Annotated in this window: 19 protein-coding genes, 1 tRNA gene and 1 rRNA gene; 13 read left to right on the top strand and 8 right to left on the bottom strand. The window is 62.1% G+C overall.

Translation table 11 applies throughout. The features are described from left to right. The 4 genes from rrf to ACB028_RS09760 all read left to right on the top strand — a co-directional run. A 5S ribosomal RNA gene (gene rrf, locus ACB028_RS09745) occupies nt 1–105 on the top strand; the annotation flags it as partial. Between the two features lie 97 nt (nt 106–202). Next, nucleotides 203–279, top strand: a tRNA-Asp gene (locus ACB028_RS09750). 400 nt (nt 280–679) lie between these two features. After that, complete coding sequence (tmaR, locus tag ACB028_RS09755) at nt 680–997, top strand: PTS system regulator TmaR (RefSeq protein ID WP_026458211.1); 318 nt, start codon at nt 680–682, stop codon at nt 995–997. Nucleotides 998–1201: 204 nt separating this feature from the next. After that, complete coding sequence (locus ACB028_RS09760) at nt 1202–4285, top strand: transglycosylase domain-containing protein (protein WP_371144172.1); 3084 nt, start codon at nt 1202–1204, stop codon at nt 4283–4285. A 99-nt stretch (nt 4286–4384) separates the two neighbouring features. Here the strand turns inward: ACB028_RS09760 and yidA are convergent, their stop codons facing one another. The 4 genes from yidA to ACB028_RS09780 all read right to left on the bottom strand — a co-directional run bounded on the left by yidA (nt 4385) and on the right by ACB028_RS09780 (nt 9679). Beyond that, the gene (gene yidA / locus ACB028_RS09765; protein WP_371144173.1) at nt 4385–5194 is read right to left on the bottom strand and encodes a sugar-phosphatase; all 810 of its coding nucleotides are present in this window, start codon (nt 5192–5194) and stop codon (nt 4385–4387) included. 109 nt (nt 5195–5303) lie between these two features. Next, a complete protein-coding gene (locus ACB028_RS09770; RefSeq protein WP_371144174.1) occupies nt 5304–6971 on the bottom strand; it encodes a DUF342 domain-containing protein in 1668 nt (555 codons plus the stop codon). Between the two features lie 254 nt (nt 6972–7225). Beyond that, nucleotides 7226–8389 (bottom strand): competence/damage-inducible protein A, encoded by a 1164-nt coding sequence (locus ACB028_RS09775; protein WP_371144175.1) that lies wholly within the window; start codon nt 8387–8389, stop codon nt 7226–7228. Between the two features lie 51 nt (nt 8390–8440). Then, nucleotides 8441–9679, bottom strand: coding sequence for an HD-GYP domain-containing protein (locus ACB028_RS09780; protein ID WP_223379262.1), 1239 nt, complete (start codon nt 9677–9679; stop codon nt 8441–8443). 144 nt (nt 9680–9823) lie between these two features. Between ACB028_RS09780 and metA the strand changes: the two genes are divergently transcribed. Then, the gene (gene metA / locus ACB028_RS09785) at nt 9824–10774 is read left to right on the top strand and encodes a homoserine O-succinyltransferase (RefSeq protein WP_042072700.1); all 951 of its coding nucleotides are present in this window, start codon (nt 9824–9826) and stop codon (nt 10772–10774) included. Here the strand turns inward: metA and ACB028_RS09790 are convergent, their stop codons facing one another. Continuing rightward, the gene (locus ACB028_RS09790) at nt 10775–11290 is read right to left on the bottom strand and encodes a cyclin-dependent kinase inhibitor 3 family protein (RefSeq protein ID WP_042072699.1); all 516 of its coding nucleotides are present in this window, start codon (nt 11288–11290) and stop codon (nt 10775–10777) included. A gap of 135 nt (nt 11291–11425) precedes the next feature. Here ACB028_RS09790 and ACB028_RS09795 point away from each other — a divergent pair, with 135 nt between their 5' ends. After that, nucleotides 11426–11896 (top strand): Lrp/AsnC family transcriptional regulator, encoded by a 471-nt coding sequence (locus ACB028_RS09795; protein WP_223379257.1) that lies wholly within the window; start codon nt 11426–11428, stop codon nt 11894–11896. 62 nt (nt 11897–11958) lie between these two features. On the opposite strand, the gene ACB028_RS09800 is transcribed toward ACB028_RS09795, so the two are convergent. Further along, nucleotides 11959–13923, bottom strand: a complete 1965-nt coding sequence (locus ACB028_RS09800) for an LTA synthase family protein (RefSeq protein ID WP_371144176.1) — start codon at nt 13921–13923, stop codon at nt 11959–11961. A gap of 257 nt (nt 13924–14180) precedes the next feature. Between ACB028_RS09800 and ACB028_RS09805 the strand changes: the two genes are divergently transcribed. Together ACB028_RS09805 and ACB028_RS09810 are read left to right on the top strand one after the other, a co-directional pair. Beyond that, nucleotides 14181–14438, top strand: coding sequence for a DUF2442 domain-containing protein (locus tag ACB028_RS09805; protein ID WP_042025932.1), 258 nt, complete (start codon nt 14181–14183; stop codon nt 14436–14438). Nucleotides 14439–14697: 259 nt separating this feature from the next. Then, nucleotides 14698–16326, top strand: coding sequence for an alpha-amylase family glycosyl hydrolase (locus ACB028_RS09810; RefSeq protein WP_371144177.1), 1629 nt, complete (start codon nt 14698–14700; stop codon nt 16324–16326). A gap of 77 nt (nt 16327–16403) precedes the next feature. On the opposite strand, the gene ACB028_RS09815 is transcribed toward ACB028_RS09810, so the two are convergent. Continuing rightward, a complete protein-coding gene (locus ACB028_RS09815) occupies nt 16404–17846 on the bottom strand; it encodes a RimK family protein (RefSeq protein WP_371144178.1) in 1443 nt (480 codons plus the stop codon). Nucleotides 17847–18031: 185 nt separating this feature from the next. On the opposite strand from ACB028_RS09815, the gene ACB028_RS09820 reads away from it, so the two are divergent. Genes ACB028_RS09820 through ACB028_RS09830 form a run of 3 tightly spaced genes read left to right on the top strand, consistent with a single transcriptional unit; the run spans nt 18032 to nt 19598 of the window. Beyond that, nucleotides 18032–18577 carry an N-acetyltransferase family protein gene (locus ACB028_RS09820; RefSeq protein ID WP_371144179.1) on the top strand — a complete coding sequence of 182 codons (546 nt, stop codon included), beginning with the start codon at nt 18032–18034 and terminating at the stop codon, nt 18575–18577. After that, the gene (locus ACB028_RS09825; protein WP_042025928.1) at nt 18564–18809 is read left to right on the top strand and encodes a DUF3624 domain-containing protein; all 246 of its coding nucleotides are present in this window, start codon (nt 18564–18566) and stop codon (nt 18807–18809) included. Before ACB028_RS09820 ends, ACB028_RS09825 begins: the two co-directional genes overlap by 14 nt. A 42-nt stretch (nt 18810–18851) precedes the next feature. Beyond that, nucleotides 18852–19598: an SDR family oxidoreductase gene (locus ACB028_RS09830; RefSeq protein WP_371144180.1), complete on the top strand. Its 747-nt coding sequence runs from the start codon at nt 18852–18854 to the stop codon at nt 19596–19598. A 65-nt stretch (nt 19599–19663) separates the two neighbouring features. Here the strand turns inward: ACB028_RS09830 and ACB028_RS09835 are convergent, their stop codons facing one another. After that, nucleotides 19664–21136 (bottom strand): C69 family dipeptidase, encoded by a 1473-nt coding sequence (locus tag ACB028_RS09835; protein WP_371144181.1) that lies wholly within the window; start codon nt 21134–21136, stop codon nt 19664–19666. Nucleotides 21137–21587: 451 nt separating this feature from the next. Here ACB028_RS09835 and ACB028_RS09840 point away from each other — a divergent pair, with 451 nt between their 5' ends. After that, nucleotides 21588–22040: a hypothetical protein gene (locus ACB028_RS09840; RefSeq protein WP_342013134.1), complete on the top strand. Its 453-nt coding sequence runs from the start codon at nt 21588–21590 to the stop codon at nt 22038–22040. Between the two features lie 141 nt (nt 22041–22181). Beyond that, nucleotides 22182–23333, top strand: coding sequence for an iron-containing alcohol dehydrogenase (locus tag ACB028_RS09845; protein ID WP_371144182.1), 1152 nt, complete (start codon nt 22182–22184; stop codon nt 23331–23333). The last annotated feature ends 62 nt before the right edge of the window (nt 23334–23395 follow it).

A 23395-nucleotide genomic window follows, 5' to 3' on the forward strand; every position in this document is an offset into this window, starting at 1 on the left:
ATAGCGCCGTGGAACCACCTGAACCCATGCCGAACTCAGAAGTGAAACGCGGTAGCGCCGATGGTAGTGTGGCATTCGCCATGCGAGAGTAGGACACTGCCAGGCACCCAATTAAACGGTGATGTGAAAAGCACATGACCGGCTGCGAGGATGACACCTCATAAAGAAGCAGCAACAGCTTTAGCGAAAGCTAACCGAATGCGGAGCGGTAGTTCAGTCGGTTAGAATACCGGCCTGTCACGCCGGGGGTCGCGGGTTCGAGTCCCGTCCGCTCCGCCACTACTTAAGAAGCCCAGTCGAGAGACTGGGCTTCTTTTTGTTTTTAAGGCCTTCCCTGACGGGAAGGCTTTTTGTTTTCTGCGTATTCTTTCGCCTTTTTATGGCCAGTTCGACGATAGATAACGATTCCTGATGAGCTCGTATAATCTGCAGTTTGGCCTCAAATAGTCTCCAGTTGCTCGTTTTATCATCTTTTTTAAGGATGCCGGAGGGGTGGAAAGCGACTCTTGTGGCTGATTTACTTTTGGCCGATCTAGGTCCGTGGCGCGTGATTAGGGTTGTATCTCGCTTATAACTCGGTAGAGTAAGGACATCTTGAGTTTGCCTGCTCCGCGCTCTCTTGTCGGAAACCAGGCGTAACTTGGCCAGTTTTTATCAACCTTACGTCAGTGGTATCGATATGGAACAAGTAAACAAGTCCACCTTTAGCGATGTACTGGAATATGTGCGTATGTCCCGTCGCCAGAACAAACTCAAGCGTGAAATTGCGGATAACGAGAAGAAGATCCGTGACAACCAGAAGCGTGTGCTGCTGCTCGACAACCTGAGCGATTACATCAAGCCGGGCATGAGCATCGACGAGGTGCAGGCCATCATCGCCAACATGCGCGCCGACTATGAAGAGCGTGTTGATGATCACATCATCAAAAATGCCGAGCTCTCCAAGGAGCGCAAGGATCTGAGCACCAAGCTCAAGAGCATGAGCTCTCACAAGTAAGCACGATTGAATTGAAAAACACCGGCCATTGGCCGGTGTTTTGCTATCAGCTCGGATCTCTGCAACTCCTGCAACAATCGACTCCCCTTTTTAGAATTGCCCTGTTACCATCATTCCAAAGCGGTTAATAGTTTCAAGCCATTGACTTGAAAAGACTAAGCTTGAGAGTAACACAATAAATTGCGCAACCATGGTGGGGCTGATATGGGCGCATCAAAGCAGACGGATTTGACACAAGTGGCATCTCAAGAATCATCCATCCCGACCTCGGACGCGCATCCGAAACGCAAGCGTCGTTCCTGGTGGCGCTGGCTATTCTGTTTCCTCTTTTTATCATGCCTGGGAGCGGCGATAGCCCTGATCGGCTACGAGATGAAAACCTCGAAGCTGCAGTCCCGGGAGATCTCGCGCTATGCCGCCACCCTCACCTATCAGGTCGAGCCTGGGCCGAGCAAGCAGATTGCCTTTCCTGACGACGGTCCATCCGACAAGCGGCTGGGTTATGTGCTGCTGCCGATGATGCAGGAGCGCCTGTTGCAGCGCGGTTATCAGGTCAGTCAGCAGGTGCATTTCTCCGATGCACTGTATGACTATGCCAGCCGTGGTTTCTTCGTTCCCTATACCGAAAAGGTGCAGGCCGGGCTGACGCTCCACGATTGCCGCGCTGAGCCTTTCTATCAGTTCAAGTATCCGACCCACCACTACCCGGATTTTGCCTCGATCCCGCCGCTGATCATCCAGTCACTGTTGTTTATCGAGAACCGTGATCTGCTGAGCACCAAGGAGCCGCTGGCCAACCCGGCGGTGGATTGGCCGCGTTTTGCCAAGGCGGCGCTCTCCCAGGTCGGCAAGGCGCTGGACATGCAGGATCAGTCGGCAGGTGGCAGCACGCTCGCGACCCAGGTCGAGAAGTATCGCCACTCTCCGGATGGCCTGACTATTTCCCCGACCGAGAAGATCCGCCAGATGGCCTCCGCCAGTGTGCGGGCCTACCGGCTGGGGCCGGAGACTCTGGAAGCGCGCAAGCTGGTTGCCTGGGCCTACCTCAACTCGGTACCGCTCTCGGCGGCGCCCGGTTACGGTGAAGTTCATGGTCTGGGGGATGGGCTCTGGGTCTGGTTCGGTGCCGACGTCGACGAGGTAAACCGGCTGCTGGATCCGTCGCGTAACCAGGATGCCTCCCTGGCCGATCAGGGACTGGCTCTGCGCCAGGTGGTTTCACTGATGATCGCCCACCGTCGTCCTTCCTACTATCTGGCACAGGGGCGCGAGGCACTCGCCGAGCTCACCGACAGCTACCTGCGTCTCTTCGTGCAGGAGGGGATGATCACCCCGCCGTTGATGGAGGCTGCGCTCAAGGCCAAGATCAGTTTCCGTGACTTCCTGCAGTCACCGGCGGTCACCAAGGTCAATAACAACAAGGGATTGCAGGTGGCCCGTACCCGCTTGAGCCGTCAGCTCGGGGTGCAGCTCTATGATCTGGATCGGATGGATCTGACCGCCGATACCAGCCTCAACATGCCGTTGCAGACCGAAGTGTCCCGTTATCTGCACCAGCTCGCCGATCCGGCATTTGCGGCCGAGGTCGGGCTGTTTGGCGAGCGCCTGCTGTCGCCGGAGAAGACGGGGGATGTGCGCTACAGCTTCACTCTGTTCGAGAAGTCTCCGGAAGGGTTCAAGGTGCGGGTACAGACCGACAACACGGATCAGCCGTTTGATATCAACGAGGGCTCCAAGCTGGAGCTGGGCTCTACCGCCAAGCTGCGGGTGTTGACCACCTATCTGGAGATAGTGGCCGAGCTGCACGACAGCTATGCCGGCATGCCCACCGCAAGCCTGCGCAAGCTGGCTGACGCCTCCCAGGACAATCTCAGCCGCTGGGCCATATCCTACCTGATGACGGCCAAGGACAAGAGCCTGCCGGTGATGCTGGAGGCGGCGCTGGATCGCAAATACTCCGCCAGCCCCTATGAGGGTTTCTTTACCGGTGGCGGCATGCACACCTTCAATAACTTCCGCAAGGAGGACAACGGCCGGATCCCGCCTATCCGCGATGCGCTGCGCGAGTCCATCAACCTGCCGTTTGTCCGCCTGATGCGCGATATTGTGCGCTACAGCCTCTACAAGGAGGGGAATCGCGCCCAGTTGCTCAAGGATGACAAGGATCCCCGTCGTCAGGAGTATCTGGCCAAGTTCGCCGACAAGGAGGGGCAGACTTATCTGCTGCGCTTCTGGCGCAAATACCGCGGCAAGACCCCGGATGAGCAGCTGGATACCTTCCTCGACGGTCTGAAGCCCAGTGCAGTGCGACTGGCGGCGGTGCACCGCTACCTGTTGCCCAATGCCGATGAGGCCACGTTTGCCGCCTTCCTGGCCAAGCGACTGCCGCGGGAGAAGCTCAGCGACAAGCGCATCAACCAGCTCTATGTCAGCTATGGCCCGGGCAAGTATTCGCTACCGGATCAAGGCTATATCGCCAGGGTTCACCCGCTGGAGCTGTGGCTGCTCGCCTACCTCAAGGAGTTTGACAAGGCGACCTTCGCCGATGCCGTGGCTGCCAGCCGCGACGAGCGTCAGGAGGTCTACAGCTGGCTGTTCAAGACTCGCCACCGCAGCGCCCGTGATACGCGGATCCGCACCATGCTGGAAGTCGAGGCCTTCCTCGATATCCATCAACGCTGGGCCAAGCTGGGCTATCCCTTCGATCACCTGGTGCCGTCGCTTGCGACCGCGCTGGGCAGCTCAGGGGACAGGCCTGCCGCGCTGGCAGAGCTGATGGGGATCATCCAGAACGGAGGCATCCGGGCACCAACCCTGCGTATCGAGCATCTCTCGTTTGCCAAGGACACGCCGTTCGAAACCGAGTTCACACCGGCCCAGAGCGAGGGGACCCGGGTGTTGCCTGCCGAGGTGGCGGCGGCCCTGCGCAATGCGTTGTCGAAGGTAGTGGAAGGGGGCACTGCACGGCGTATCGCCGGGGCTTTCGCCCTGCCCGATGGCACCGTGCTGCCGATGGGAGGCAAGACAGGGACGGGGGACAACCGGATCGAGACGGTGGGGCGTTATGGCAACGTGACCAGCTCGCTGGCCCGCAACCGTACCGCCACCTTTGTCTTCTATCTGGGAGACGACCATTTCGGCACCCTGACCGCCTATGTGCCGGGCAGCCAGTCCGACAAGTTCCGCTTTACCTCGGCGCTGCCGGTGCAGGTGCTCAAGGGGATGGCCCCCTTGCTGATGCCCTACCTGCAGCCTGGCTCACACACCCAGTGCCTCGCAGACCGCTGAGTCAGACTGGATTGGCATAGCAACATAACAAACGGGGGGAGGCCAGCTGGCCTCCCCCCGTTGCGTTGTGCCTCTCAGGCGATGAGGCAAGCAGGCATGTCAGGCGTTCAGGACGAATTGCTCGATCACTTGGGCGACGCCATCTTCATCGTTGCGCGCGGTGATGTGTTGTGCCAGCGCCTTGATCTCGTCGGTAGCGTTGCCCATGGCCACGCCAAGGCCGGCATATTCGATCATGTGGCGATCGTTGCCCGCATCCCCCACTGTGATCACCTGCTCCGCCGTCAGTCCGAGATGTTCGGCCAGCGCAGCGACTCCGGTTCCCTTGTTGCTCTGCTTGTTCATGAATTCGAGGAAGAAGGGTGCGCTCTGTACTACGGTGTAGCGCTCATGGAGTTCGCCTGGCAGGCGCTCGATGGCGCGGGCCAGCTGGGGCGGCTCGTCGATCATCATCACCTTCATGATCTGCTCATCGCTGGGCAGGGTGGCGAAATCCAGCAGATTGATGGGCATGCCGATAAGGCGTGACTCGTGTTCGGTGTAGGTGCTCACCTTGGGGCTGATGAGCCCCCGGGTCACCGAGAAACCGTGGATGTTGACTTCCAGCTCGTTGGCCAACCTGGCGATGGCACTGGCATCGGCCCCGGTCAGCAGCTGGCTGCGGATGATGCGCTGATCGGCGACCTGTTGCACCAGGGCGCCGTTGTAGCAGATGACGTAATCATCCTGCCCGGTGAGGCCAAGCTCCGCCAGATAGTGGCTCATGCCCTCCAGCGGGCGACCGGAGGCCAGCACCACAGTGACCCCCTTGGCGCGGGCGGCCCGGATGGCGTCATGGGTGCGGGGGGGGATCTGGCCCTGCGGGTTGAGCAGGGTGCCATCCATATCCAATGCGATCAGCTTGTACATCTCTCACTACCTGAGTCTGGGTGGCCCGCCCTATGGGGCCAAGGAAGTGGCGAGTGTAGCGAAAATCGGCGGCGGGATCACGGCTGGCACCGCTGTGGCACGGGATGGATTACTTGCGCCCCTCGTAGGGGTTCATCAGCAATTGATCCTCGCGGATGCAGAAGTGGATGGGGCCGTGCTCGATATCGACCCGATTGTGGTGGTGGGCCATCTCCACCTCGACACCGGGGAAGAGGTGCTGGGTGGCGATGATATCCATCTCGGCCATCAGTTTTTGCAGCTCTTCGTGATTGGCGGCCAGCTGGTCGCTGAGCTGATTTTGCTCGGCCAGCAGCTGGTCGCGGATGGGTTTGAGTTTGCGCAGTGTCTCCGGGTTGCGCTTGTCGCTCGGCAGTTGCACCAGTCGCATCACCAGCTCCTTGAGCTTGTCCAGCTGCTGTTGCCCGGCTTGCTGGCGTTGCTTGAGCTGCTGCTCTTGCTCCTTGTGGATGAAGTAGCCCCCCAGGATCTGCAGCCGGGTCTGGTTGCCTGCCGAAGCGCCCAGTACGGGGGAGATGATGAGACGATTGGCAATGCTGAGCCCCCCCAGCAGATTGCCTTTGCGCATGGCGCTGTCGCCGACCCTGATATCCTGGCCGCTACGGCTGTAACAGTGGCTGAGCTGGCTCTGGATCTGGATATTGCCGCCCGCCGCCAGCTGGGTGTACTGGGCGTAGCTGGCGTGGATCTCACCCTGGGCATTGAGCTGGCAGAGGTACTCCCCCTGCTCGTTGCGTCGCCCTATGATGCCGTGGCGCACCGTGATGCTGCCACCGGCTTCAATCAATCCCCCCTCGATAAAGCCGCCGACGACGATGTCGCCGCTGACGGACACCTTCATGCCTGGGTTGATATCGCCGCTGACGATCAGCCCCCCTTCGAAGGTGATATGGCCGTGGCGGGCATCCACCTGCTTGACGCTGAGCACCTCATCCACCTTCATGCCGGACTTCTCGCGGCAGGGTAGCCCGGCGCGGCTGGCGATCAGCAGATCGGGATCCTCCTGGGAGAGGAAGGTGCCTTCTCCCGCCATCATGGGGGAGTCCTTGCCATGTTTGGCGGGCAGCTCCTGCCCGGTCACGGTAAATCCCGGGATCCCCGCAGTTGCCGGGTGGCGGCGCATCAGCTGGGTACCCGCCTTGACAGTGACGATGGAGCCGAGATCCCGCAGGTCGACCTTGCCGTGCTCCCGCTCCTGGGGCTTGAGGATGCGTTCGGCCGGCGTCTCCACCAGTCGTTCATAGCGGGTGTCCTGGCCGTTGACTGCGGGCTCGCCGCGGGCCACGACCAGTTTGAGCAGGCTGCCCGGGCTGGCCTCCTTGGCGGACTGGATGGCCTCCATGAGCAAGGGTTCGCTGACCCCCTGTTTGATCTCGCTCTGGGCGATCACCTCCTGCAGCTGCTCCAGCGTCAGGTACTTGCCACCCCAGTCGGCGGTGATCTGGGCAATGCCCTTCATCCGGTCTTTCTCCACCAGAATGGTCACCCTGGCATCGTGCCGCTGGGCGATGGGGATGGGGGTGGTAGAGACAGGGGCCGCCGGATCCGCCAGCAGGGTATTGAGCAGGGCGATGGCCTGCTTGATCCCCTCGGTGAGCGGTTGGTAGCGGCGACAGTTGGAGGCGAGCAGCAGGCTCTGCACATCCTGCTCGGTGACCGGTTTGGTAAGGCCGGCGGCGATACGCAGGCAGACCTGTTCCATGTCGCTTGATAGCAGCAGCCACTCTTTGCGTAACACTCGCTCTCCTTGCCGACTCAGGGGGGTTGGGCCCAACTGGTCATTTACCAACCATTCAATGATGGATTATTCGATATGTGCCGGCAGTATCCAGAGATTTCTTTTGTTTGGTCAATGCATTAAGTGCGAATGAGTGATGCAGGCTGAAGAATTTCGGACGTGGGTGGCGCGCGTATCCGCCCCCTGGGCAAGTGGACGGCAGAGCCCGTGGTCAGTGCCGCTGACGGCGTTGGCGGGTGGGGGATAGGAAATGCCTATGAGCGAAGTTGCGCCGTTCGGACCATGGTCAGATAGTCACCCAGTTCGGGCAGCCCTTGCAGGTGACGGCGCAGCATATCGAGAGCGGCGAAGGCGAGGATCTTGCGAAGGCTCTCCTGATCCGGATGGCTCGCCTTCAGCATCTGGCCAACCCGATGACCATCGGCGCAGAGCAGTAGCGGTACCCCATCCGGGCCAGCCCGACCTATGGTGAGGCTCAGCCCGCTGGCGGAACCCGTCAGCTGCGCGAGATCGTCGCTCAGGGTGTGGTTGAAACCGGCTTCCAGCGCGGGGTGGTCATGACAGAGGGCGAGCAATGCACCCCGGCTCTCCCCTTCCTGCAGAGTGAGAGGGCGCTCCCCCAGCAGCGCCAGGATATGCCGGGCTGGCTCCTCGTTGCCGCGGCCCACCAGCCAGGGTTGGATCTCCCCGAGCAGGCGCACCTCGGCGCCATCCATGTCTGCCGCGCTGGCTCCGTGGCCAATGAGTTTGAGTTCGATGAGGGGCATGGAGGAGCGGTAACCGAGCTCGATGCCGGCTGGCCAGGGGGCTGCATCCAGCTTGTCGCTGAGGGCGGATTCCGAGATGCCGAAGGTGTAGAAACGGCGCAGTTCGGTGTCCGTCTGCTCACCCGCAAGGGATTTGAGGCGCGGCAAAATCTGCTCGCGCACCATCAGCTTGAACTCGAACGGCACGCCCGGGGTGAAGAAGAGCCGGCTCTGGCTGTGGTTGCTGGCATGGCTGACCACAAAGCCACAGGCGGTACCGACCGGATTGTCGAGGAGCTCGCACCCTTGCGGCAGCCAGGCCTGCTTGGTGTTGCTCTGAGGCATGATCCTGCCCCGGCTGGCGTAGCGGGCCTCGATGCTGGCGAGCCACTCGGGGAACAGGGTCAGAGGTTGCCCGAAAGCTTCGGCGGCCGCTTGGGCGGTCAGATCATCGGCGGTGGGACCCAGGCCCCCGCATACCAGCACCACCTCGGCGCGGCTCGCGCTCTCCAGCAGTGCGGTTTTCAGATCGGCGAGGTTGTCCCCGACCGTGATGCGGCGGCGCACCTGCCAGCCTTGTTCCAGCAGCAGGGCGCTGAGCCAGGCGGCGTTGGTATCTACCACCAGTCCCGTCACTATCTCGTCTCCGGTACTGATGATTTCGATGCGCATGGCGAGCTCCTCGGGTCTGGGGGTAAACGGGTCGTGAGCCATGGCTGGCTATCAGGGTTTGTTGTGCTCGAAGTAGTAGCTTATCCGGGTACGCGGATTGAGGTACTCGAAGACGGCAGGGGGCAAGCGCTTGGGATGGATCACCTTGGCGATGGTCAGCTCGACCTGCTGCAGGTCGATGATGGCCGCCTCCTGGCGCGGAATGCGCGGGTCGTACACCAGCACCGAGGGGTAGAGCAGACGGGAGGTGTTCACCGACATCACCAGCCCGACCTGGCCGTTGGAGAGCTGCACCACGCTGCCTGGCGGGTAGATCCCCATCAGCCGGATCAGCATGCCGAGGTAGTCCGGATTGAACTGTGCCTTGCGCTGCTTGTAGAGGCCGCTCAGGGCCGAGTAGGGCACCTTGGCCTGGATATGGCAGAGATTGTCATACTCGTTGATCAGCGACACCATCTGGGTGAGGGAATCGAGCTGCCCCCCCTTGAGCCCTTCCGGCCCGCTGCCATCCAGGTATTCGTGATGGTGCAGCACGATGCCCTTCGCCTCGGCCGGGAAATCCTTGGCCAGATTGAGCAGTTCCAGCCCGTAGCGCGGATGCTGGGCCATCAGGTTTTTTTCCGGCTTGGTGAGGGGCTCGGTCTTGCGCAGGATCTGGCTCGGGATCTTCAGCTTGCCGATGTCGTGGAACAGGGCTCCCATGCCGATCTGGCGGATCTGCCCGGCGTCCATGCCGCACTCCCTGGCCAGCAACATGCTGAGCACGCTGACGTTGAGGGAGTGGAAGTAGAGGTTGTTGCCATCCTCGCTGTCTGAGACCAGGTGCAGCACCATCTCGTCCACCGCCAGCAGCTGATCCGTCATGGCGTTGACCAGCTCCTGCGCTTCGCCGATGGCGTTGAGGGGGCGGGACTGGATCTTGCTCATCACGTTGCGCACTTGCGCCAGGGATTGCTGGAACTGTTTCTCGCACTGCTGCAGGTTGCGTCTGTATTGCTGCAACTGTTCGATGCGGCGCAGCTTCTCCTGTTGCATCTGGATCTGGCGCAGGGCGGTGTCCGGCCCTTCGCTCGCTTGTGCCTGAACCTGGTTCAACGGCTTGGGCGGCGCGTCGCTCTTGTCCGGGATGATGGTCACCAGCTTGAGGCCAAGCCGGCGAATGAGCTCGATCTCCTCTTCATTCTTGAGCTTGAAGCTGGAAAACAGGAAGGGGTGTTCGCGCCAACCCAGTGGCAGAGAGACGAAATTGCCGACCTGCAGTCGGTCTACGGAGATCTTGATACCAGTCATTGTCCAGGCTGCGAGAGACACACTGAGCCGTATGCTAGTCAAACGCGGGATCGAATACAAAAGGTATCTGATGACAGGTCAGGCGCTTTATTATAGGCTTCTGGATGTCCAGACATATTTACCGATGCAGTACAGGGAGTAAGCATGCCGATCAAGATTCCGGATCAGTTACCCGCCGCCGAGGTGCTGGGGCAGGAGAACATCTTCGTGATGACGGAGTCCCGGGCCGTCACCCAGAATATCCGCCCGCTGCGGGTATTGATCCTCAACCTGATGCCCAAGAAGATCGAAACCGAGATCCAGCTGATGCGGATGCTCTCCAACTCGCCGCTGCAGGTGGATGTGGATCTGCTGCGCATCGATGATCGGGAGTCGAAGAACACGCCCCGGGCGCATCTGGAGAACTTCTATCACGACTTCGAACAGGTGCGTGGCAACAACTATGACGGCATGATCATCACGGGGGCGCCGCTCGGGCTGGTGGAGTTCGAGGAGGTGGTCTACTGGCCGCGCATCGTCGAGATCATCGAGTGGTCCCATCAGCACGTCACCTCTACCCTGTTCCTCTGCTGGGCGGTGCAGGCGGCGCTGAAAGCCCTCTATGGCATGGAGAAACAGACCCATGGCGACAAGCTCTCCGGCGTCTATCGCCACCATCGCCTCGACGAGCACGAGCCGCTGCTGCGCGGCTTCGACGACGAGTTTGTCGCCCCTCACTCCCGTTATGCGGCGTTTGATGGCGACCTCATCCGTGCCCACACCGATCTGCAGATCTTTGCCGAATCAGAGGAGGCGGGGGTCTATCTGGCGGCGACCAAGGATTGTCGCCAGGTGTTTGTCACCGGCCATCCCGAATACGACGCCCTGACCCTGGATGGGGAGTATCAGCGGGATCTGGCGGCCGGGCTCGATCCCGCCATTCCGGTCAACTACTACCCGAACAATGATCCTAGCCAACCCCCGAGGGCCAGCTGGCGCAGCCATGGTCACCTGCTGTTTGCCAACTGGCTCAACTACTACGTCTACCAGCTCACCAGCTATCGGGTGGAAGATATCGGCAAGGTGTTTACCTACGAGAAGGGCGGCAACCAGTGATCAACCGCCAGCCAGCCTGAGGGTCAGGGCATCCAGCCAGTGGCGATGGCAGGCCAGGGCAAACGCCTTGGGTCTGCGGGCCCTGATGGCTGCCATGGCCTCTTCCTGGGATTGACCCAGGGAAATCAGCAGGGCGGCGGCAACCAGACCGGTGCGGCCGCTGCCGCCCTTGCAGTGAATGACCAGGTGCTTGCCATCGCCAAGCAGCTCGCGCAGCTGCGGCAGCGTCTGCAACCAGGCCTGCTCGAATGCCGTGTCGGGGGCCTTGTCATCCTCGATGGGCAGATGGAACCAGCGCATGCCTTCACGCTCGACCTGTGCCCCCAGGTTGCCCAGGCCGTGGCTGATCAGCTCGGCCCCCGTCATCATGGTCACGACCCCATGAGCGCCGGCCAGCCTCAGCTGCTCGAGGGCCTGGGTCAGCGCAACCTGCTGGGTGCCCGGACAGGGGGTCAGCAGCAACTGGCCATCGACGCGGGGAACCTCCAGGCTCCAGAAGGGATGAGACGGGTGCATGGTGGATCCTCATGAATGGGGCGGGCCCGATGAATGGCGCCAAGCATAGGTGGGCCGGGCGCGATGTCAACGGTCGTTGTGTTTGCCCGGGTTTACGGGCAGAGTCTAAAAAATTTAGCGGTTCAAGGAGTTAAGATGAGAAACCTGGATCAACTGGATTTGGATATCCTGGCCCATCTGTTTCGCGATGCGGGCATGACCAACAAGGATCTGGCTGCCCTGGTGGGCGTGGCCCCCTCCACCTGCCTGGAGCGGGTGCGCAAGCTGCAGCAAGACGATGTCCTCAAGGGGGCACACTGCGAAGTGGACTACCAGGCTCTCGGTGGCCACATTCAGGCCATGGTCTCCCTGCAGCTGGCCCGCCACAGCCGCCAGATTATCGATGCCTTCCGCGATGCCATCCTGGCGCTGCCGGAGGTGATCAGCCTGTTCCACATGGGGGGCAAGGACGACTTTCTGGTGCACCTCTGCGTCGCCGATACCGAGCACCTGCGCAATTTCGTGTTCGATCACTTCACCTCTCGCGAAGAGGTAGTGCACCTCGAGACCTCCCTGGTGTTCGAGCACAAGTTCAGCCGCTCCCTGCCCTGTTTCCCCCAGTCCTAGAGCCGCTTCCAGCAAGAAAAAACCGCCAAACGGCGGTTTTTTCTTATTCTGGCAACGGTCGCCTAGTTGGCGGCGGTACGCTGATCCGGCGCCGTCCGGTAGAGCCCTTGCTGATAGGCCATGCTGCCCCAGAGCACCAGCCCGAGGGCGGTCTCCTTCATCGCCTCCGGCTGCGGGGCCGGGCTCAGCTTCTCGCTGGCGGCGTCATAGACGAATCCTTCCGCCGCCCGCTCCGGCTGCAGGATCACCACATCCTTGCCACGCATCAGGGCAAAGTTCTTGTCGTACTGCATGATGGCTCGCCCCGGCCAGTCGGCGGGCATGCGGGTCAGATCCTTGCCGAGCATGGGGTAGTCGGCGCTTATCCCCATCAGGGAGAGCAGGGTCGGCGCCATGTCGATCTGGCTGACGATCCGTTTGTCCTTCTTCGGCGCTATGCCATCCCCCAGGATGACCCCGGGAATGTGGAAGCGGGGAATGGGTACCAGGCCGGCGCCGCTGATCCGGCTGTCGTGGTCGGCGATGACCAGGAACAGGGTGTCTTTCCAGTAATCGGACTGCTTCGCCTTCTTGAAGAATTCGCCGATGGCGTAATCTGCGTACTTGGCCGCATTGTTGCGGGTCTGCTTGGGTTGTTCATAGAGGGCGATGCGATTGTCCGGAAACTCGAACGGATCGTGGTTGCTTGAGCTGAACACCAGGCTGAAGAAAGGTTTGCCCTCCTTGTGCAGTGCCCGGAAGGTCTCGTCGGCCTTGGCCATCAGATCTTCGTCCGATGCGCCCCAAGAGCCCTTGAATACCGGATTGTCGAAGTCCTTCTGCTCGACGATGGTGGTGAAGCCATTGCCGAGGAAGAAGCTGCGCATATTGTCGAAATGACTCTCGCCGCCGTAGATGAAGCTGGTGTCGTAACCGCGCTGTTTGAGCAGATCCGCGATGGTGAAGAAGTTGGTCTGGCTCTTGCCCAGCTTGACCACCGCCTGGGCGGGGGTCGGCGTGAAGCCGGTCAGCACTGCCTCGATACCGCGTACCGAGCGGGTACCTGTGGCATAGAGCTGCTCGAAGGCCCACCCCTCCTGCGACAGGGCATCGATATTGGGGGTGAGTGGCCGCCCGCCGAGGGAGCCGACAAACTGGGCTCCCAGGCTCTCCTGCAGCAGGATCACCAGATTCTTCGGCTGGCCGCCATAACTGGCTTCGTTGAAGGTCTGGCTGGGCAGGCTGTCGGAGCTGAATTCGTGGGGTTCGCGGCCGCTCTCCTGGCGCACCAGCTCCAGGATCCGCTGGCGTGGCAGCTCGCCGTAAAACTGGCTGGCATCCTCTTCGGCCCCCATCTGCTTGATGGCGAAGAAGAGGGAGTAGGCGGAGTTGACGGTCAGGGAGTTGACCAGGGGATCATCGGCAAAGGCCATCATGGCCGGATTCAGGGCGCGGTGCCCCAGGCTGGAGCGGGCACCGAGGAAACCGATGGCCAGGATCAGCAGGGCAAACGCCGGGCGCAGATACCAGCGCGGGAAGCTGATGCCGCGCATCAAGCGGCCGCTGAACCACCAGCTGCCCGTCAGCACGGCGCCGCTGAGCCCCAGAGTCAGCAGCAGCTCTCCCTTGCGACCCGCCCACAGCATGGCGAACACCTCCTTCGGATAGATGAGGTACTCCACATAGAGGCGATTGGGGCGCACCCCGTATTCGCTGATGAAGGAGGGGGTGGAGACCTCGAGAAAGAGCATCAGCCAGAGCCCCAGGGTCAGCCAGACCCGCATCAGTTGCAGCCAGATCCTGCCGATGGCATGAGGGCCCGCCAGCAGCAGGGTCAGCATGGCGGGAATGCCCCAGACCCAGCAGAGGGTGGCGAAGTCGACTCTCAGCCCCTGCAGCAGCATTTCCTGCCAACCGGCGACGGCATCGACCCGCTCCAGCTGCCAGAGACCGAGGGCAATTCTGCCAAGGGTGAGCGAAAAAAGGGCGAGCGCACAGAAAACGGCAAAGGGCCAGAATGGCCCCAGCCGTTGCTTGAGGTTTGTCATAATTGTTCCTGAATGAGCCTGTAAACGTCTGTCCGCAGACGTTTTTTTATTTGTTGTGGCAATATGACAGGGGGGGCGCCGGAAGGTTGCATCCCGGTTTGAGAAAAGAGGTCATCCTCATGCCTCTTATGCAAAATTGTGAGTTTGATCGCCTCCGATGGACAGCATATCCTGCTGTATGAAATGTGAGCTATGGCGCGAATGGGCGGCATATCCCTTCTTATAATGGCGAAAATTTCTCAATCGGAGCCGAAGGGATGCCGGTCTTTATCGATGTGGAATATTTGCAGGGATGGCGCCTGTTTGTCGTGCTCTCCGACGGCACCACGGGAGCGCTGGATCTCACTCCCTGGTGCACCCAGCCCCTGTTTGCGACGCTGGATTCGGAGCGGCGTGTTGCCCGTGTCTTCATCAACCGTTATCACCAGCTGGAGTGGCCAGCCGGTTGCACCCTGTCGGCCCACGAGGTCTACCATCTGATCATGCCCATCGACGAGCGGGAAGCCTTTAGTTAACAGGCTCTGAACTTGCTCTTCTTCTGTGCGTCGTTATGCCGGTCATCACGAGTGACGGTTTCGCCCCGGTCACTTTCACCCTGTTTTCGAGAGCATGGCGAGCCTTGCGTTGCGCGTCCCATGAGCGACTCCCGGGATATATCTGGCTAACCCACTGAGACAGATAACGTTTTCAGTCACAGACAGACACTGCCGGGGGCCACTATCATGGCTGAAAACGGGTGCATCAGGCACTTGCGCTCACAGCGGGAACATAACAATGAAACAGGGAACGTTGCGTCGTGGCGGCCTCATCGGGGTCGCCCTGTTACTTTCTGCCTGTGGTGGCAGCGGCACGGCGGGCGGAGAGGCCGGCACACCGGTCGTCAATCCTCCGATCACCCATCCTCCCGTGGCAACGGCCAGTCGCGCCTGCTACGGCAATGATCAGCCAGCCTGCAACTTGCGCATCTATCAGGTGATGGTGGAGTCTTTCGTCGACGGTGACGGCAGCGCCAACTACGGCGTCGGCTACGGCCCCTCCCAGCACAACGGCGATCTGCAGGGGATCATCGACAGCATGGACCACATCAAGAGCCTCAACGTCAATGCCATCTGGCTGACTCCCGTCTTCGACTCCTGCGCCGGTCAGGGCGGAGACGACAAGCTGGACGCCACCGGCTACTTCGCCTGTGACTTCTTCAACGTGGACCCCAACTTCGGCAGCAATGCCCAGCTCAAGCAGCTGGTGGACGCGGCGCACCAGCGCGGCCTCTACGTCTTCCTCGACGGGGTGTTCGGCCACGTGGGCAAGGTGGGGGTGAGCAAGCCCTCCCCCGAGGGGCGCTTGCCTGCCCTCAAGAGCGGCGGCGCCGGCTACCCGGGCCAGCTGGTGGACTACGGCCAGCCCGAGAGCCTCGCTTACTTCAAGGAGGTGGCCCGTTACTGGGTCGAGCAGTACGGCATCGACGGCTGGCGCCTCGATCAGGCCTATCAGTTGGGGCTGGATGACTGGCGCGCCATTCGCAGCGAGGTGGCGCAGGCCAGCGCGGCGCGCAAGGCCGCCGGCCAGCAGTGGGGAACCCTGGGTTACATGGTCGGGGAAGTGTGGAAGGGGGCCGACGAGATCCGGGCCCAGGCGTACGGACCGGGCGACAATCCGGCGCTCTCCTCGGCGTTCGACTTCCCGCTGCGTTATGGCCTGGTGCAGGCGCTGGCGGTGGAGGAGTCCGGCAAGGGCGGCCAGGGGGCCAGCGTGCTCGACGCCAGCTGGAACAGGGTAGAGAACTACCCGGCCCACGCCATGCCGAATCTGATGCTGGGCAACCACGATCTGGTGCGCTTTGGCGATCTGCTGGAGCGCGGCAACTTCAATCCGGCGGACTACTGGCTGCGCCACAAGGCGGCCTTCAGCTTCCTGGCGGCCCGCTCCGGCCCCATCACCCTCTACTACGGCGAGGAGTTTGGCGACGAGGTGCCCGGCTTTGCCAACCAGGTAACCACGGATTGTGCGGCCCGGGGGCTCTGTGACGATCACGTGGCCCGCAGCGATGGCAAGGTGCCGGGTGCCACCGGCTTCGTGCCGAGCAGCGAGCAGGGCGAGCTGAAACAGTGGCTCAGCCAGCTGCTGGCCCTGCGCGCCGCCCACCCCGCCCTCTATCAGGGGGAGCGGGTCAAACTGGTGGCCGAGGGCAGCGTCTACGGCGACATCAAGCAGACTGCGGCGGAGCAGATTGTCTACCTGCTCAACGTCTCTACCACGCCCCTCAGTTACAACCTGCCAACCGGCAAGTTGCGCAGCGGCAGCGCCCTGGTGGATCTGCAAAGTGGCGAGAGCCTGGCTCTGGGCGGCAGCAGCGTGACGGTGGAGTTGCCACCCCTGACCGGCCGTTTCCTGTTGTGGCAATGATTCGGTTGCAATAACACGGCAGCAATGAGGACAGCGCAATAACGACAGGGCCCCATGACGGGGCTCTTGGCGTTTGCTCAGGCGGCAGCACTCTGGCCCCGGTTCTCCAACCGCTGGCGAAAGGCGCGGGCGAGGCGTTCATAGAGATCGGTTGCCTCCTTGTCTTCGATGTCTCCCCTGATCCAGGGGTTGTCGATGATCTCCAGCAGCACGCAATCGCGCCCCTGCTGGCGCAGATCCACCCCGAACAGACCGTTGCCAAGCTGGTGGACGGCGCGGCGAGCGGTCTGCAGCACCCGCTCCGGCACCTCGTTGAGCGGCAGTGCCTCGATGCGGCTCATGTCGAGGGGGTGCTTGCGGCGGCGGATGCGGTTGCCGGGCTCGGGGCGATAGCGGCGGCAGGCAAACAACGGTGAGCCGTCGAGAAAGCCGATACGCCAGTCGAACTCGGCGGGGATCCGGCTTTGCACCAGCAGCAGGGCGGAGCGTGCCAGCCCTTCGTCCAGCAGGCGGGCGAGCTGTTGCTCGTCGCTGGCCATGGCCAGATCGCGCCCCTGCGCCCCGTCGGGCACCTTCACCATCAGCGGCAGGCCGAGCCGCTGCACCAGCTCATCCACGTGGTGACGGCCGCGGCGGGTCACCACCATGGTGGGGGGCATGGGCACGCCGCTGCGCACCATCAGCTCGTAGAGGTAGAGCTTGTTGCTGCAGGCCAGGATGGCGCGGGAGCTGTCGATCACCGGCATCTTGAGCTGCTCGGCGCGGCGGGCAAACTCGAAGGTGTAGTGGCCGACCGCCGTCTCGGCACGCAGCCAGAGGGTATCGAACTCTGGCAGCCGCTCGATGGCGGAGGGCGCCAGGATCTCGGCCTGGATCCCTTGGGCGGCGGCGGCCTCGATGAAGCGCGTCAGTGCCAATGCATCGCTGCTGGCGCGGCCGTCGGCGGGGTCGACCAGGATGGCGAGCTGATAGAGGGGAGCCGCCTGCTCCTCATCGCCGGTCCCCACCAGTGCCTGGGCATGGTGTAGCATCAGGGCCTTTTCGCTTTGGCTCAGGTCCAGGGGGGAGAGGCTCTGCTGCTGGCGCACCGACCAGCCGTGGCGGCCGCGCTTGAGGGTCAACTCCTGCAGCGGCAGCTGGCTCAGTCCGTAGTAGTAGCGGGCCAGCCCCGCCAGCTCGCTCTGTTCGCTCTGGCCGAAGATGGCGCGCACCCGGATCCTGTCCTCGCTCTGCTGGGCCAGCCACCCCTGCAGCTTGCGCCACAGCTTGGCCGGCGGTTGCTGGGGTTGCAGCACGCTGATGGCCTGCAGGCCGGGCAGGCAGTGGTGACCGCGGGCCTGGGCTAGCAAAGAGCAGTAATAACCCGCGCTCAGGTGATCCAGATTGCGACAGAGGTTGATGATGCGGGGGCGCCCGCCGGTGGTGGGCACACCGTGTTGCAGGTAGGTGCGGGCGGTCAGCAGATAGTCGGCATGGCAAGGCCAGTCGCCCAGCTCTTCGACGATGACATAGGTACTCATATTTTCGGCTCCACAGAAAGGACTGCCTGAAACGGCAGGATCCCCAGTGGGCTTCGATGCACCGACAAGCACGACAATGGCGCGAGGGGAAACAAGAGGTTACAGTGCCTAATATCTGCCTTGGTAACTTGTGATACAAGTCGCATTTTTGGTGCTGAAGATAAATAACCGAACAAGGACTCCCCGTGTTGACCGTACGAGCGGCCCGAACCGATGATGTGGGCGCCATCGTTAAGCTGGAGCGTTACTGCTTCCCCCCCGAAATCGCTTTCGGCCGCAGCCGCTGGCACTATCTGCTCACCCGGGCCAGGGGGCGTACCCTGCTGCTGCTGGATGAGAAGGAGCAACTGATGGGGTATCTCAGCCTGCTGGAGCACAGGGGCTGGGATCGACTGGTGGTGCAGACCCTGGCCATCCGCTGGACGGTGCGCCGCCTCGGCTGGGCCCGTCGTCTGCTGGAGCAGGTGATCCGCGAGGGGCGGGAGGCCGGCTGGGGGGCCATCCGGCTCGAGGTCGGCGAGAGCAACGAGGCCGCGCTGGCCCTCTATCAGGGACTCGGATTCAGGTTGCAGCAGAGGTTGCCGGATTACTATGGCCATGGCCAGCATGCCCGGCGGCTGGTATTGCCGTTGAGGGAAGAGGGTGCCAGCGGCCAAACACGAGGACATCAGAGTGAGGCGGCACCCACCGCCGAAGGAAAGGGGCAGGAGCGCCGGGATGAGCTGCGATAACTGCCTGGCTACCGCCATCAAGGCCAAGCTGGGGCGCTGCCCCGTATGCGCCGCCCAGACCTTTGCCATCGGCCTCGCCGGCTGGCTGGCCTGGTGGTGGTTTGGCGCCGACAGCTCGGTCAATGCCCTCACCAGCCTGCTGTTTGCCCTCGCGGGATCGGGTCTGTTTGCGTTGCACCTGCTGGTGTTTCTCTGGCGCAAGGGGACGGGCCGCGAGCTGGATGATGAATGATATCGAATGGGTTCAAGAAGACAGATAACAATGGAGGTTCAGATGATAGCAATGGTAACGGGCGCGTCGTCCGGATTCGGGGCGGCCATCAGCCGCCTGCTGGTGCAATCGGGCTACCGGGTGATCGGCACTGGTCGCCGCGCCGAACGGCTGGCTGCACTAGCGGACGAACTGGGCGAGCAATTCCTGCCGCTGGTGTTCGACGTGCAGGACAAGGCCGCGACCCGGGCCGCCATCGAGGGGTTGCCTGCCGCTTGGTGTGAGGTGGATCTGCTGGTCAACAACGCCGGACTGGCCCTGGGGCTGGAGCCTGCCCACAAGGCACATCTTGAAGACTGGGAGCAGATGATCGCCACCAACATCAGCGGTCTCACCCTGCTGACCCGGCTGCTGCTGCCGGGCATGGTCGAGCGCAATCGCGGCCACGTGATCAACATTGGCTCCATCGCGGGCACCTATCCCTATCCGGGCGGCAACGTCTACGGCGCCACCAAGGCGTTCGTGAAGCAGTTCAGCCTGAACCTGCGCGCCGATCTGGCGGGCACCGCTATCCGGGTCACCAATGTGGAGCCCGGTCTGTGCGGCGGTACCGAGTTCTCCAACGTGCGCTTTCACGGTGACGATGCCAAGGCGGCCACCGTCTATCAGGGGGTCGAGGCGATCCAGCCGGAGGATATCGCCAATACCGTGCTCTGGGTCAGCCAGCAGCCCGCTCACGTCAACATCAACCGGATCGAGATCATGCCGGTGGCCCAGACCTCGGGTCCGCTCCATATCAGCCGTCGCTGAGTTCCGGTTGCGTCGATGAAATGAGAGGAGGCACCCGAGGGTGCCTCCTTGCTTTGATGAGCCCCTTACAGGCTCATGATCTTCTTGAACTCCTCTTCCGAGTACTTCTTCTCCGTGCTCTTGGTGAGATCCGTCATCAGCTTGTAGCGCAGATCCTTCGCCATCTGGTAAGTCTGCTCCAGCTGGCCGTAGGAGTAGTCGGAGGCCAGTTCCACCGCCGTGGCCTTGTCTTTGCTGTAGGCCTGTTTCAGCGTCTGATCGAGCAGCGCCACCTCCTTGTAGAGTTTGCTGCTCTCCTTCTGCCAGACGCCCCGCAGCAGCGGCAGGTACTTGTCCGGATTGGTGCCGGCCAGCGCAGTCAGGCTGCGGAACTGCCAGTAGGCGGAGTCATCGGAATAGGTGTCGCTGCCGGTGCGATAGGGCAGGGGATAGGATTGCAGAGTGTTGTAGAGCGGCACCATCACGGATTCCGCGAGCACGCCATAGCTTTGCCAAATCAACCCCTGGAACTCCCTGGGCATCTCCTTGCGCAGCTGGATGACGTGGGATTCGAGCTGACGATCGATGCGGATCGGCCGCTCCGCCTTGCCGGCCAGCGGCGTCCCCTCATAGGTGGCGCTCAGCACCCTGGCCACATCGGCCACGGCGATGGGGGCATCGGGTTTCATGAAGAGGGGGTACTGCTCCTGGCGGGTCGGTTGCTTGTGAGAGGCCGTCAGCATCTGCTGGCCGAGCCACTCCCGATCCACGTTGTAGGGGTCGGCCACCACGCCGAACGCCTTGGCGAAGTTGAACGATGCCGGGTCGGCCTTGTCCAGCAGCTTGTGCTGTTGCACGAACTCCAGCAGCTTGGGCGAGTGCAGCACATCCGGGTTGTCCAGATTGACGCCGTGGATGCGCAGGCCGTTGGCCACCATGGCATAGCTGTCATCCGGCACCCGCACCGCGATCCAGTGGTGGCCCGATCCTATCTCCATCAACCAGGCCTCGTTCACATCGGCCAGATAGAGGCTGTTGCCCTCACCGGCACCATATTTCTCCACATAGTCGCCGAGCAGTTTGACCCCCTCCTTCGCGCTCCTGGCCTGGGGCAGGATCAGGGTGGGGATGATGGCCTCGATGACCCCCTTCTCGATCAGCGGATCGGCCTTCTTGGCTCGTTCGTTGACCTCGGCACTGGTGGTGGCCGAGATGGCGACGTTGAACTCGTTGATACCGCGCTCCTCGTAATACTTGCCAGCGGGATCCAGGGTGACGGCATCCCAGTCATGGATCGAGGAGTAGGCCAGGAAGGCCTTGGGCATGGGTACTTCCAGCCCGTTGCCCAGTCGCCAGACCTTCTCCTCGTTCTGCTTGGCGGGGTGGAAGGCGAGGTACTTGTTCCAGTTGTTGATGCCGAAGTCTTCGTTTCTGGCGATCATCACGCTGCCATCCGTGCTGGCGCCCTTGCCGACGATAAGGCCGGTGCAGGCATCGGCACTGGTGCCAAGCAGGGTGAACAGGGTGGCGGAGAGCAGGGTCAGAGAGTGTTTTTTCATAGAGTTGCCCGAGTCATTGTGGTGGGTAAAAGTCAGGCGGTGGGATGGATAGCTGTTGCCGCAGGCCAGAGGCGGCACAGGCAGGTGCCGGTGAATAGGTCTGTAAATTTATCAATATGCAAACATTTCATCCATAACACTGCTTGCAGGTCATATTCTGCGCTAAGGATTGTATTTCGTTGTGGTCATTTGTTTTGTGATCTTGCCGCCAATCCCCGATTTTTGACACCGCTGCCAGCGGATGGCGGATCCCGAGGGGAAAACCAGGGGGCTGAGGAGTCATGATTCTGACGCCGCTGAGCCTGCCATCCGGTGCATTCCCCATGTCGGCAGGCTTGTGGGCCCGTTTGCCAAGTTGGCCTGTAACTTGCTGGTTTTATTGACAATGGTGAGGCCTGACGCCTCACGTCACCGAATCAGCCCACCCGTCATGCAGACTGGAGCCCTTTTTATGGATATCAAACCCTACAGCCAGCAGCTTGCCCAGAGCGCCTCCAACTCCCGCGCCCTTGCCACCCTCAGCAGTGCCGGGGCGGGTGGTCAGGGGGGCGGCTGGGAAGAGCTGGTCAGCCTCTCCTCCCAGCGGATCACCGGTCAGGCCCAGCAGGTGCTGACCTATGAGCACCTGGCGAAGAACAGCAAGCTGCCTCCCGCGCTGGACATGAGCTCCGACAAGGGGGCCGTGATGCAACAGCTGGTGGACAAGGCGCTGGGATTTGATCGCAAGAAGTACAACGAGCTGGAAGAGCAGTTGCAGACGATCGCCGGCGACAAGACCCTGACCGCCGAGGAGCGGGAGCAGCAGAGCAAGGCACTCAAGGAGCAGCAGGAGGCGATGCTCAAGGAGGCCATGGATCGCCTGACCGGCAAGACGAGCAAGAGCGAGACTGCCACAACGGCCTGAGTTTGTGTTGCCGGATGCCCGCCAGCCGTGCCGGCGTCGGCCAGCATCGGCCACCGGCGGGCAAGATACTGCCACCCGTTTTGACCTCACTTCCCTGTAGGCGCACAATGTTCCGGCATCGTTCAAGCCGAGGAGTCCGCCGTGTACAACTTCCAATATGCCAATCCGACCCGCATCTGCTTCGGTGAAGGTCAGATCGCCAGCCTGCCGACGCTGATCCCGCAGGGTAGCCGTCTGCTGGTGCTCTACGGGGGCGGCAGCATCCGGCAAAACGGCGTCTATGAGCAGATCCGCCAGGCTTTGGCCGGCATGGAGTGGCAGGAGTTCTCCGGCATCAGTGCCAATCCCAGATACGAGCGTCTGATGGAGGCGGTTGAGCTGGTCAAGCGCGAGCGCATCGACTTTCTGCTGGCGGTCGGGGGCGGTTCAGTGGTGGATGGCACCAAGTTTGTTGCCGCGGCGGCCTGCTACGAAGGGGATGACCCCTGGGATATCTGTGCCAATCAGGCGGACGTCGCCAGGGCGTTGCCCCTGGGCTGCGTACTGACCCTGCCGGCCACCGGCTCCGAGAGTAATCCGACCGCAGTGGTGAGCCGGGGGGATGCCAAGATCTCCTTCAGAAGCCCACTGGTGCAGCCACAATTTGCGGTGCTCGATCCCGCCACCACCTACAGCCTGCCCGCCCGCCAGACCGGCAACGGGGTGGTGGATGCCTTCGTCCACGTCACCGAGCAGTACCTCACCTTCCCGGTTGGGGGCGAGGTGCAGGACAGGCTGGCGGAGGCCCTGCTGCAGGTGCTGGTGGATAACGGCCCCAGGGCATTGCAGGAGCCGGACAACTATCAGGTGCGCGCCAACTTGATGTGGGCCGCCAGCCTGGCGCTCAATGGCCTCATCGGCTGCGGGGTGCCGCAGGATTGGGCGAGCCACGCCATCGGCCACCAGCTGACGGCGCTCTACGGGCTGGATCATGGCCAGAGTCTGGCGGTGGTGCTGCCCTCGCTGCTGCGGGAGCGGGCGGCCCAGAAGCAGGAGAAACTGGCCCAGTTTGCCGAGCGGGTGTGGCACTCGACCCGGGAAGACAAGGCGCTGCGCATCGAGGAGGCGATCATCCGCACCGAGCAGTTCTTCCAGCAGATGGGGCTGCCGACCAGGCTGGCCGCTTACGATCTCGGCGAAAGCTGCATCCCCGCCATCTGCTCCAACCTCAAACGGGTGGGGCGCACCGCCTTGGGGGAACAGCAGGACATAGACACGGACGTGGTGGCGCGGATCCTGGTTCGGGCGCTGTGAGCCCGTCAGGCAAGTGCACAACGACAAGGGCCGCATCATGCGGCCCTTGTTGCATCCCGAGA

This window comes from Aeromonas sp. S9(2024) (assembly GCF_041403185.1).
Lineage (GTDB): Bacteria > Pseudomonadota > Gammaproteobacteria > Enterobacterales > Aeromonadaceae > Aeromonas > Aeromonas enteropelogenes.

What these genes read in the sequence shown, in the direction of transcription:
- tmaR (WP_026458211.1), top strand. Translation starts at nt 680, where the DNA reads ATGGAACAAGTAAACAAGTCCACCTTTAGCGATGTACTGGAATATGTG.
- ACB028_RS09760 (WP_371144172.1), top strand. Translation starts at nt 1,202, where the DNA reads ATGGGCGCATCAAAGCAGACGGATTTGACACAAGTGGCATCTCAAGAA.
- yidA (WP_371144173.1), bottom strand. Translation starts at nt 5,194, where the DNA reads ATGTACAAGCTGATCGCATTGGATATGGATGGCACCCTGCTCAACCCG.
- ACB028_RS09775 (WP_371144175.1), bottom strand. Translation starts at nt 8,389, where the DNA reads ATGCGCATCGAAATCATCAGTACCGGAGACGAGATAGTGACGGGACTG.
- ACB028_RS09780 (WP_223379262.1), bottom strand. Translation starts at nt 9,679, where the DNA reads ATGACTGGTATCAAGATCTCCGTAGACCGACTGCAGGTCGGCAATTTC.
- metA (WP_042072700.1), top strand. Translation starts at nt 9,824, where the DNA reads ATGCCGATCAAGATTCCGGATCAGTTACCCGCCGCCGAGGTGCTGGGG.
- ACB028_RS09790 (WP_042072699.1), bottom strand. Translation starts at nt 11,290, where the DNA reads ATGCACCCGTCTCATCCCTTCTGGAGCCTGGAGGTTCCCCGCGTCGAT.
- ACB028_RS09795 (WP_223379257.1), top strand. Translation starts at nt 11,426, where the DNA reads ATGAGAAACCTGGATCAACTGGATTTGGATATCCTGGCCCATCTGTTT.
- ACB028_RS09800 (WP_371144176.1), bottom strand. Translation starts at nt 13,923, where the DNA reads ATGACAAACCTCAAGCAACGGCTGGGGCCATTCTGGCCCTTTGCCGTT.
- ACB028_RS09805 (WP_042025932.1), top strand. Translation starts at nt 14,181, where the DNA reads ATGCCGGTCTTTATCGATGTGGAATATTTGCAGGGATGGCGCCTGTTT.
- ACB028_RS09810 (WP_371144177.1), top strand. Translation starts at nt 14,698, where the DNA reads ATGAAACAGGGAACGTTGCGTCGTGGCGGCCTCATCGGGGTCGCCCTG.
- ACB028_RS09815 (WP_371144178.1), bottom strand. Translation starts at nt 17,846, where the DNA reads ATGAGTACCTATGTCATCGTCGAAGAGCTGGGCGACTGGCCTTGCCAT.
- ACB028_RS09825 (WP_042025928.1), top strand. Translation starts at nt 18,564, where the DNA reads ATGAGCTGCGATAACTGCCTGGCTACCGCCATCAAGGCCAAGCTGGGG.
- ACB028_RS09830 (WP_371144180.1), top strand. Translation starts at nt 18,852, where the DNA reads ATGATAGCAATGGTAACGGGCGCGTCGTCCGGATTCGGGGCGGCCATC.
- ACB028_RS09835 (WP_371144181.1), bottom strand. Translation starts at nt 21,136, where the DNA reads ATGAAAAAACACTCTCTGACCCTGCTCTCCGCCACCCTGTTCACCCTG.
- ACB028_RS09840 (WP_342013134.1), top strand. Translation starts at nt 21,588, where the DNA reads ATGGATATCAAACCCTACAGCCAGCAGCTTGCCCAGAGCGCCTCCAAC.